Raw genomic sequence first — 9,184 nt, forward strand, 5'->3', positions numbered from 1 at the left:
CCCGGCGCGATAAGCACTGTTGCGCAAAAGGTAACGATTGTGGGGAAAGTACTCAGGCTTTTGCCGCTAACCTGCGTGCTTGAGCGTTCGGCAGGCGGATACCGAACGTGTTGGCACCCGCTTCGCTGCGCACAAACACCTCCCCGCCATGCATCAACGCAATCGCCTTGACGATCGCCAAGCCCAACCCATGGTTGCTGCCGCCATTATTGCTGCGCGCGGCATCGACCCGATAGAACCGCTCGAACAGCAGCGGCAGGTGCAGGTCATCGATCGCCGGCCCTGGGTTGCTCACGGCAATGCTCACCTGCTCCGGTCCATTGTCGATATGCACCCGGATCACCTGGTTCGGCGCCGTGTGCTGCACGGCGTTGTTCAGCAGGTTGATCAGCGCACGGCGCAGCTGGGCTTTCTCGATGGGGGCCTGGGCATCGCCGCTGACGCTGACGCTGACCTGGGCGTCTTCGAGGATGTAGTCGAGGTAGTCGAGGGTGGTTGCCACTTCTTCGGCCAGTGACGCCTGGGTCAGGGCGGTGGCCTTGCTGCCTTGGTCGGCGCTGGCGAGGAACAGCATGTCGTTGATGATGCTGCGCAGGCGCTCGAGTTCTTCCAGGTTCGACTGCAGTACTTCGAAATAGTGTTCGGCGCTGCGGCCACGGGTGAGGGCGACCTGGGTCTGGCCGATCAGGTTGGTCAGCGGCGAGCGCAATTCGTGGGCGACGTCGGCGTTGAAGGCCTCCAAACGCGAATAGGCGTGGCTGACCCGGTCCAGCGCGGCATTGAAGGCGCCGGCAAACTGCGCCAGTTCCGGTGCCAGGTCGACGGTCTGCAAGCGGCCGTTCAGGCGTGGCGGGGCCAGGGCCTGAGCTTCATCGGACAGCGCCCGCAGCGGGCGCAGGCCGATGCGGGCTACCCAGTAGCCAAGGATCGAGGCCAGCAGGACGCCGAGCGCTGCCAGGCCGACGATGGCTACCAGCAGGCTGTGTTGGGCCTGCCAGAAGGTTTCGGTGTCGATGGCGATGAGAAACCGCAGGGCCGGGCGTTCGCCCAGGGCCGGCAGCTCGCTGACCAGCACCTTGTAGGGGTACAGGTGGTCGGGCAGGTGCAGGTCGCGCATGCCCGGCGGGCCTTCGGCAAAGGCGCGCACCAGTTCGCTGGGGCGGCCGTATTCGAAGGCGGGGTTGCTGCCGACCACCCAGAAGCGGATGCGCTTGTCTTCTTCGCTGAGCAGGTTGAGCTTGTTGCTGACCTTCGCCCAGTGTTCGGCCGTGCCAAAGCGGTTGAGGGTGGATTCGAGCACGCTGTAGCGCGCATCCAGCTCGGCCGCCGGCAGCAGGTCGAGGCTGCGGTCGACCTGGCGGTACAGCGCCGAGCCGATCAGCAGGAACACGCCCAGCGCTACCAGGATGAACAGCGCCGACAGGCGCAGTGCGATGGAGTTAACCGGCACGGTTTTCCAGGACATAGCCCATGCCTCGGATGGTATGCAGCAGCTTGTTGTCGAACGGCCCGTCGAGCTTGGCGCGCAGGCGCTTGATCGCCACTTCGACGACATTGGCGTCGCTGTCGAAATTGATGTCCCAGACCAGCTCGGCGATGGCCGTCTTCGAAAGGATTTCGCCCTGGCGCCGGGCCAGCACGCTGAGCAGCGAGAACTCCTTGGCGGTCAGCTCCAGGCGCTGGCCGGCGCGGCTGGCCTTGCGCGCCATCAGGTCGATCCACAGGTCGCCCACCTGCACCTGCAGCGGCTCATGGCTGCTGCTACGGCGGGTCAGGGCCTGCAGCCGGGCGACCAGTTCGAGGAAGGAGAACGGCTTGCCCAGGTAGTCGTCGGCGCCTTCGCGCAGGCCGTGGATGCGGTCTTCGACGCGCTCGCGGGCGGTGAGCATGATCACCGGCGTCTGCTTGCGGGCACGCAGCGCGCGCAGCACGCCATAACCATCCAGCCCCGGCAGCATCACATCGAGCACGATCACCGCGTAGTCGCCTTCCAGCGCCAGGTGCAGGCCGTCGATGCCGTCGCGCGCGAGGTCGACGGTAAAGCCCTGCTCGCTCAGGCCGCGATGCAGATAGTCGGCGGTTTTCTCTTCGTCTTCGATGATCAGCACGCGCATGGTCTTGTCTCAGTGGGTACTTGGCGCTGCCGCCGGTGCGGGCTGGCGGCGGTGGAACAGGCGCTCCAGGGCCAAGTATATGACCGGGGTGGTGAACAGCGTCAGGGCCTGGCTCACCAGCAACCCGCCGACCACCGCGATACCCAACGGCTGGCGCAGCTCAGAGCCGGTGCCGAAGCCGAACATCAGCGGCACCGCGCCCAGCAGTGCCGCCAGGGTGGTCATGATGATCGGGCGGAAGCGCACCAGGCACGCCTGGCGGATCGCCCGCTCGGGCGTCATGCCGTGGTGGCGCTGGGCTTCGAGGGCGAAGTCGATCAGCAGGATGCCGTTTTTCTTGACGATGCCGATCAGCAGCACCACGCCGATCAGCCCCATGATGCTGAAGTCCTGCCCGCTGGCCCAGAGCAGAATGATCGCGCCCAGGCCGGCGGAGGGCAGGGTGGAAATGATGGTCAGCGGGTGGACGAAGCTCTCGTAGAGCACGCCGAGGATGATGTACACCGCCACCAGTGCGGCGAGGATCAGGTACGGCTGGCTCGACAGCGAGCTCTGAAACGCTTGTGCGGCGCCCTGGAAGTTGCCCGCTATGGAGTCGGGCATGCCCAGCTCGCGCTGGGTGCGCTCGAGTATCTGCACCGCATCGCCCAGGGCCACGCCGGGGGCCAGGTTGAACGACAGGTTGGCGGCCGGGAACAAGCCATCATGGCTGATCGAAAGCGGCCCGGTGCTGGGCGCCGCGACATGCGCCAAGGCCGACAGCGGCACCATCTCGTTGGTCAGTGGCGAGCGCAGGTAGAAGAAGTTCAGGCTTTCGGCCTTGCCGCGTTGCTGGGCGTCCAGTTCGAGGATGACCTTGTACTGGTTGGTCTCGGTCTGGAATTCGCTGATCTGCCGCTGGCCGAAGGCGTCGTACAGCGCCTGGTCTACATCGGTGGTGGTCAGGCCGAAGCGCGCCGCGGCCTGGCGGTCGATGTCGATGCGGGTGACGCTGGCGCCCAGTTGCAGGTCGTTGGACAGGTCGCGTAGTGCCGGGTTTTCGCGCAGGCGGTCGGTGAGGCGCTGTGTCCACAGGTTGAGCGCGACGCCGTCGTTGCTCTTGAGCACGTACTGGTACTGGGTGCGCGAGGGGCCGGAGCTGAGGTTGATGTCCTGGCCGGCGCGCATGTACAGGACGATACCCGGCACCTGGGCGAGCTGCGGGCGAATGCGGTCAATCCATTCGCTTGCCGACACATCCCGTTCGCCGCGTGGTTTCAGCGAGATCCAGAAGCGGCCGTTGGCGATGGTCTGGTTGCTGCCGGTGACCCCGACCGAGTGCGAATAGGCGCGCACGGCAGGGTCGTTGCCGATGATCTTGGCCAACGCCTGATGCTTCTCGATCATCGACGGGTAGGAAACGTCCGCGGCAGCTTCGCTGGTGCCGAGGATGAAGCCGGTGTCCTGCAGCGGGAAGAAGCCTTTGGGAATGCCGACGTAGCCGGCAACTGCCAGCGCCAGGGTGATGCCGAAGACCCCGAGGGTCATGCGCCGGTGGGCCAGTGCGCGGTCCAGGCCTTTTTCGTACCAACGCAGCAGGCGCGGGCCGAAGCCCCCCTCGTGATCGCCAGGCGGGCGGCGCATGAGCAGTGCCGAAAGGGTCGGGGCCAGCGTCAACGACACCACCACCGAAATCAGGATGGTCGCCGTGGCCGTCAGGGCGAACTCCTTGAACAGCCGGCCGACCACGCCGCCCATGAACAGCAGCGGAATGAACGCGGCGATCAGCGAGAAGCTGATCGACACTACCGTGAAGCCGATTTCGCCGGCGCCCTTGAGTGCTGCCGTGCGGCTGTCGTCGCCGGCCTCCAGGTGGCGGTGGATGTTCTCGACCACCACAGTCGCGTCATCCACCACGAAGCCGACTGCGATGACGATGGCCACCAGCGTCAGGTTGTTGAGGCTGAAGCCCATCACGTACATCAGTGCGCAGGTGGCGATCAACGACACGCCCAGCACGCTGGACACGATAAAGGTGGCCGACCACTGGCGCAGGAACAGCGCCATCACGCCAATCACCAGCGCAACGGCGATCATCAGGGTCAGTTCAACCTCGTGCAGGGAGCTGCGGATGGTCTGGGTGCGGTCCTGCAGCACCGACACTTCAACCGAAGCTGGCAGCATCTCCTGCAGGCGCGGCAGGGCGTCGAGCACCCGGTCCACGGTGTCGACGATATTGGCGCCAGGCTGGCGGAAGATCACCAGGTTGAGCCCCGGCTGGTCGCCGGACCAGGCTTTGACGTAGGCATTCTCGGCACCGTTGATCACCTTGGCCACGTCCTTGAGGTGGACCGGCGCGCCATTGCGGTAACTGACGATCAGCTGTGCGTAGTCTTCGGGGTGAAACAACTGGTCGTTGGCGGCGATGGTCGACACGCTGTGCTCGCCATAAAACGCGCCTTTGGCCAGGTTCAGGCTGGTCTGCTGGATGGCCTGGCGCACGTCGGCCAGGGTCAGGCCGATGGCTGCGAGCTTCTCGGGCTGTGCCTGCACCCGTATCGCCGGGCGCAGTTGCCCGGTGATGTTGACCAGGCCGACCCCGTCGATCTGGCTGAGCTGTCGCGCCAGCAGGGTTTCGGCGTAGTCGCTGAGTTCGTTGCCGGGCATCTGCGCCGAGCTGACGGTGAGGATCACCACCGGGCTGTCGGCCGGGTTGACCTTGCGCCAGGTGGGCGGGCTGGGCAAGTCCTGGGGCAGGCGGGCGGTGGCGGTGTTGATCGCCGCCTGGACTTCCTGGGCCGCGGTGTCGATGTTCTTGTCGAGGGTGAACTGCAGGATCAGCGTGGTCGAGCCCAGCGCGCTGCTGCTGGTCATCTGGGTCATGCCGGGGATGGCGCTGAACTGCACCTCAAGCGGTGTGGCCACCGATGAGGCCATGGTCTCGGGGCTGGCGCCAGGCAGTTGCGCGGTCACCTGGATGGTGGGGAAGTCGGCCTCGGGCAGGGGGGCCACCGGCAGGCGCGGGAACGCAATGGCGCCCAGCAGCACCAGGGCGAAGGTCAGCAGCAGGGTAGCGATGGGGTGGTCGATGCACCAGGCCGAAACGCCGTTGCGGGTGTTCATGGCTGGCTCCTGCGGTCGGCCATTTCGGCAGGGGCGGGCGCGTCCGGGGTGATCTCGATCCTGGCGCCGGGCTTGAGCCGCGACTGGCCATCGAGTACCAACCGATCACCGGCCTTGACCCCGGCGACGATGTTCAGCGTGCTGTCCTGGTACAGCACCTTGACCGGCACGCTGGTCACCTTGTCGCCGTCCACGCGGTAGACGAAGTGGCCATCGATGCTGCGCTGCACCACCGTGGGGGGCACCACCAGCGCGTTTTCGTCAACTGCCGTGCGCAAGCGCAGGGTGACCAGTTGCCCTGGCCACAGGCGACCGTCCTTGTTGGCGAACTCGGCCTTGACCCGTACCGTGCCGGTGTTGGCCGAAATCTGGTTGTCGATCAGCGCCAGGTGGCCTTCACCGAGCAGGTTGCGTTCGCCATCGGCGTCCATGTAGGCCTGCACCAGTGCCGGTGTGGGTGCCTTGAGCAGGGTTTGCAGGGTGGGCAGCATCTGCTGCGGCAGCGAGAACTCGACCGCAATCGGGTCGATCTGGGTCACGCTGAACAGGCCTTGGGTATCGCTGGTACGTACCAGGTTACCGGGGTCGATATTGCGGATGCCGACACGCCCGGTGACCGGTGAGCGGATCTGCGTGTAGGAAAGCTGCACTTCGGCATTGGCGATGGCGGCCTGGTTGCCTTTGACCGTGGCCTGCAATTGGTTCACCAGCGCCTGCTGCTGGTCGAGGGTCTGCTTGGATATGCCGTCATCGGTGCTGAGCAGGCGGTAGCGCTTGAGGTCGACGCCGGCCACCTGGATCTGAGCCTGGCTCTGGCCGAGCTGGGCGCGGGCCTGATCGAGGCTGGCACGGATGCTGCGGTCGTCGAGGGTGGCGAGCAGGTCACCCTGCTTGACCCACTGACCTTCCTTGACCAGTACCTGGGTCAGTATTCCCTCGACCTGCGGGCGAACCTCGACGCTGTGCAGCGACAGCACCGAGCCGATGGCGCTGGCGAAGCGCGGGACGTCCTGCTCGGCGACACTGACCACGCGCACCGGGATGGCGGCTTGCGCGCGGGGGGCTGGCGCCTCGTGGCGCTGGCCGTACCAGATGGCCAGTGCTACCAGGGCCAGTAGTGCCAGGCCGGCGAGAAGGAGAGAGCGGGAAGGACGTCGCATCGGTGCGGGCACCTTGGCCAGGGGATAGGAAACGGTTGTCGGTACTCAAACTTATAGCCCCCGTACCGGGTCGGCAGCGTGACCGCTGGCTGACAGGGCTGACAGGTTGGTGCCACGCGCTTGCCTCGGAATCTTCAGCGCCCTTGAGATCGAGCGCCGCCCGCGCGGCGCTTCGCGAAGCGCATGCCTTGGAATCTTCAGCGCCTTTGAGATCGAGCGCCGCCCGCGCGGCGCTTCGCGGGGCAAGCCCGCTCCCACATTTGTTGCAACGTGCCATGGCCTGATAGGCCATAGTTGTCAGCCTTGGTGGCTCGACGAAATTTTTTGGCTGCCACTGCTGCCCCCTCACCTGTCTTCAGATCATGCGCCAAGGCGGACAACCATGGCCTGACTGGAACGGCGCGTTGCAACAAATGTGGGAGCGGGCTTGCCCCGCGAAGCGCCGCGCGGGCGGCGCTCGATTTACGCCACACCCCAAAACTCAAGGCATGCACCCAGCAACCCCTCAAAAACCGATAAATGCGTAATACACCGGCGGTTCGTCCGTCGTTTGCAGCCCGAGCCCCTGGAGCCTCGCCGCTAGCTCATCATCCTGCACATGCAACGTCCACCGGCAATCATCAGGCTCAGGCACCTGCCCAAGCGCCCCAGCAAACGCCCCCATCTCCGGCAGATACGCAGTAAACCCGTTCCCCTTCAACGCACTGGTCGTCATCCCCAGCACCTGGCACACGGCAACCTTGCGGGCGATATCGTCCCGGTCAGCCTGCCGCGAAGCCTGCACCAACGCCGCCAACTGCGGGTCGACCGGTTGCGTACCGACGATCAGCTCAGGCCCTTGCTCCCAAGCCTCGGGTGGGCAGTCCTTGTTCGCTGGCTGCAATGGAATGTGCGGGTTGATTTCCACCGGGTAGATGCGGCACACCAACGGCCGGGTCTCGTAGATGGTGCACAGGTCATTGTCGTCGAGGTTACGGCAGCGCCCGGGGTTGAAGGCGGCAAAGGTCACCGAAACGCGCATGTCGCTGCCGCCGCAAGGCACCGGGTACGAGCGGCGCAGCACATGCTCACGCTGATCGGCCGGCATGCCCGGGCCGTCTACCACGAACGCTTCGATCAGCACCACCACCTGGCCGCCGGCCGCTGCCCACTGGCGCGACTCGTCCAGCGTCAGCGGCACATGGTGGCCGGTGCAGCACTTGCCGCAGCCGGTACAGGCAAAACGCAGGCTGTCGTTCACTTGGCGTCAGGGTTCCATTCGCTGACGAAGGCGCGCTGGTGCTGGCGGTCGTACAGGCATAGCTCGGTGCCGGTGCGTTGCTGCATGTGCTTCTGTGGGTAGACCCCTTCGATGACCAGCGCGCTGAAACCCACCTGGTCATCGAATTCCGCAGGCTTGCCACGGGCGTGGGCATCCTTGAACTGGCTGGCAGCCAGGCAGGCTTTCAGCATCTGCTGGCGTTGTTCGTTCCAGGCCTGGTTACTGGAGGCCTGGGCAACACCGCTGAAAACGGCGCAGGCAATCAGGAGGGAGCTGAAAAACTTCATACGCAATTCCGGGAAAACTTCCAAGGGGCGCGAATTATGCCCGAGTCATCCCCGGCAGCAAGCCAGGGAGTTTGTCGCTGAATATAACAACACGGCTGTCAACGCTCGGCAAACACCACAGTGCGCGCCGCCACCACCAGGCAGTCGGTCAACTCGGGCGAGGAGAACTTGGTGAGGATGGCATTGGCCCCCGCCTGCCTGGCCTTCTCGGCGCTCATGGCGCTGTCCAGCGAGGTATGCAGCAGCACGTAAAGGTGCTGGAAGTCTGGCGTTTCACGCAGGGTGCGGGTGAAGGCGTAGCCGTCCATTTCCGACATCTCGATATCGGAAACGATGATGTTGATTTCCTGCCCGGTGCCCTGCAACTCCAGCAGCACGTTGATGGCATCCTTGGCACTGCGCGCGGTGTGGCAGTCGATGCCGAGGTTGCGCAGGGTGTGCACCGATTGCTGCAACGCCACCTGGCTGTCGTCGACCACCAGGATATTGGCAGCGGCGAGCAGGCTGGCGTCCTCTTCGCTCAGCACGCCTGGGGCCGGCTCCGGCTCGGGTGGGGCGATGGCATGGATGACTTTTTCGATGTCCAGCACCTGCACCAGGGTGTTGTCGACCCGGGTCACGCCGGTGATGAACGAGCGGCTGCCCGAGCCATACGGCGGCGGCTTGATGTCGGTGCTCAGGCAATGGACGATGCGGCTTACGCCCTGCACATGCAGGCCCTGGCGTGAGCGGCTGATCTCGGTGACGATCAGGCAGCCACCCTCGGGGTCGGCCAGCGGGCGTTCACCGATGGCGCGGGACAGGTCGATCACCGACAGCGGGTTGCCGCGCAGGGTCGCCACGCCTTTCACATGCGGGTGCGACTCGGGCAGCCTGGTCAGCGCCGGGCAAGGGATGATCTCGCTGACTTTGAGCAGGTTGATTGCCATCAACTTGCCGCTGCGCAGGGTGAACAGCAGCAGGGACAGCGAATCCGCGCGGGCATTTTGCGTGGCCATGGTGACCTTCGTGGGAAACAGGGGATAACGGGTTATCGGCCTGTTTTGGCTGGGCTTTAACTTGGCGGCAGCCCTATCGTCGGCAAGCCGGCCCCCCCTCAACCGCATGGGCTTTAAGCCCTGCGCCGCATACCTTGTAGATACCGTCTTGACCCTCACCCTGCAAGAGCGATTTTGGGGTCAAACGGTATCCCCGACTTCACCACCCCGTAAACCAGGTGCAGCAGCTTGCGCATCGCCGCGCAAACGATCTGTTTGTAGG

General features: G+C 65.1%; 7 protein-coding genes. All 7 read right to left on the minus strand.

All coding sequences use genetic code 11. The annotated features are described in order from the left end of the window. Nucleotides 1-52 precede the first annotated feature (52 nt). Nucleotides 53-1,465 carry a heavy metal sensor histidine kinase gene (locus tag ABEH27_RS18515; RefSeq protein WP_346614958.1) on the minus strand — a complete coding sequence of 471 codons (1,413 nt, stop codon included), beginning with the start codon at nt 1,463-1,465 and terminating at the stop codon, nt 53-55. Beyond that, the gene (locus tag ABEH27_RS18520) at nt 1,440-2,114 is read right to left on the minus strand and encodes a heavy metal response regulator transcription factor (RefSeq protein ID WP_346614959.1); all 675 of its coding nucleotides are present in this window, start codon (nt 2,112-2,114) and stop codon (nt 1,440-1,442) included. The genes ABEH27_RS18515 and ABEH27_RS18520 overlap by 26 nt, the downstream gene beginning before the upstream one ends. A gap of 9 nt (nt 2,115-2,123) precedes the next feature. Beyond that, entirely contained in the window at nt 2,124-5,216 is a 3,093-nt protein-coding gene (locus tag ABEH27_RS18525) for a multidrug efflux RND transporter permease subunit (protein WP_346614960.1), read from the minus strand. After that, nucleotides 5,213-6,376 carry an efflux RND transporter periplasmic adaptor subunit gene (locus tag ABEH27_RS18530; protein WP_346614961.1) on the minus strand — a complete coding sequence of 388 codons (1,164 nt, stop codon included), beginning with the start codon at nt 6,374-6,376 and terminating at the stop codon, nt 5,213-5,215. The genes ABEH27_RS18525 and ABEH27_RS18530 overlap by 4 nt, the downstream gene beginning before the upstream one ends. 505 nt (nt 6,377-6,881) lie before the next feature. Continuing rightward, nucleotides 6,882-7,616: a YkgJ family cysteine cluster protein gene (locus ABEH27_RS18535; protein WP_346614962.1), complete on the minus strand. Its 735-nt coding sequence runs from the start codon at nt 7,614-7,616 to the stop codon at nt 6,882-6,884. Continuing rightward, entirely contained in the window at nt 7,613-7,924 is a 312-nt protein-coding gene (locus tag ABEH27_RS18540) for a hypothetical protein (protein WP_346614963.1), read from the minus strand. The genes ABEH27_RS18535 and ABEH27_RS18540 overlap by 4 nt, the downstream gene beginning before the upstream one ends. 98 nt (nt 7,925-8,022) lie before the next feature. Beyond that, nucleotides 8,023-8,922 carry a chemotaxis protein gene (locus ABEH27_RS18545; RefSeq protein ID WP_346614964.1) on the minus strand — a complete coding sequence of 300 codons (900 nt, stop codon included), beginning with the start codon at nt 8,920-8,922 and terminating at the stop codon, nt 8,023-8,025. Nucleotides 8,923-9,184 lie beyond the last annotated feature (262 nt).

The sequence above is a fragment of the Pseudomonas sp. P39-UII1 genome, assembly GCF_039672635.1.
In the GTDB taxonomy this organism is placed as follows: Bacteria; Pseudomonadota; Gammaproteobacteria; order Pseudomonadales; family Pseudomonadaceae; genus Aquipseudomonas.